The sequence below is a fragment of the Paracoccus aestuariivivens genome (genome assembly GCF_009711225.1).
In the GTDB taxonomy this organism is placed as follows: domain Bacteria; phylum Pseudomonadota; class Alphaproteobacteria; order Rhodobacterales; family Rhodobacteraceae; genus Paracoccus; species Paracoccus aestuariivivens.
Genome location: NZ_WMIE01000068.1, coordinates 1 through 757, shown reverse-complemented (window position 1 = coordinate 757; position 757 = coordinate 1). Strand labels below are relative to the sequence as shown.

2 protein-coding genes are annotated in these 757 nt (G+C 59.8%); both read right to left on the bottom strand.

Going from position 1 to position 757, the window contains the following annotated elements; translation table 11 throughout:
• Positions 1–249: helix-turn-helix domain-containing protein (locus GL286_RS22100; protein ID WP_155097703.1), on the bottom strand; the 249-nt coding region annotated here is incomplete at its 3' end.
• 117 nt (positions 250–366) lie between these two features.
• Positions 367–757: IS30 family transposase (locus GL286_RS22095; protein WP_155097702.1), on the bottom strand; the 391-nt coding region annotated here is incomplete at its 5' end.

The window sequence follows — 757 nt, the reverse complement described above, 5'->3', positions numbered from 1 at the left end:
GGAATCGCGGACCAGCTTGCGTCGACGGGTCCGGCGCGCATCGCAGCGGCTCTGCGCCACGACGCACCAGTAGCCGCTGAGCTTCGGGCTCTCGCTGTCGTGGAAATGGTTGCGCTTGAGTTCGCGCAAGATCGTCGAGCGATGCCGGCTGAGCCGACGGGCCATCTCGTCAGGGCTTAGCTTCGCATGCCGCCAGCGCAGGGTCTTGCGCCGGTCAGAGAGCGAAAGGTGAGAAAACCGAACCTTCATTCCTCGATCCTTTCATGGCTCAACCCTTTGTCGAGCATAAAAAGTCGCGTTCAGAAATAGCGCGTCCCCACTTGCAGGCTCCATTCCGAATGCACCAGTGCCGCGGGGCAGGCCTCATCATGGCGTCTCCAGTCTTAAAAGCTCTTCGCGGAAGGCTTCGGCAGGTGTTCGGTAGCCGGGGCATTTACGGGCCGTGGCGTTGAGGCGCTGACAAATCAACCTCATTGATTGATTTGTCATCTGCAGCAAGGGGGTGTCCCGGGGCAGGTAACGGCGTAGTCTCCTATTCATGTTCTCGACCGAGCCCTTCTGCCAAGGGGCTTGCGGGTCGCAGAACCGGGCCTTGGTGCCCATGCCGCTTTTCAACTCGCGCCAGGAGACGAACTCGAGGCCTCGGTCGAAGGTGATCGATCGTCGGGCCTCTGCCGGCAGAGGTGACATTTCATGGATCAACCGGCTCATAATGGCACGGGATTTGCGGCCATTATTGCGCGTCAGAAACATGTAA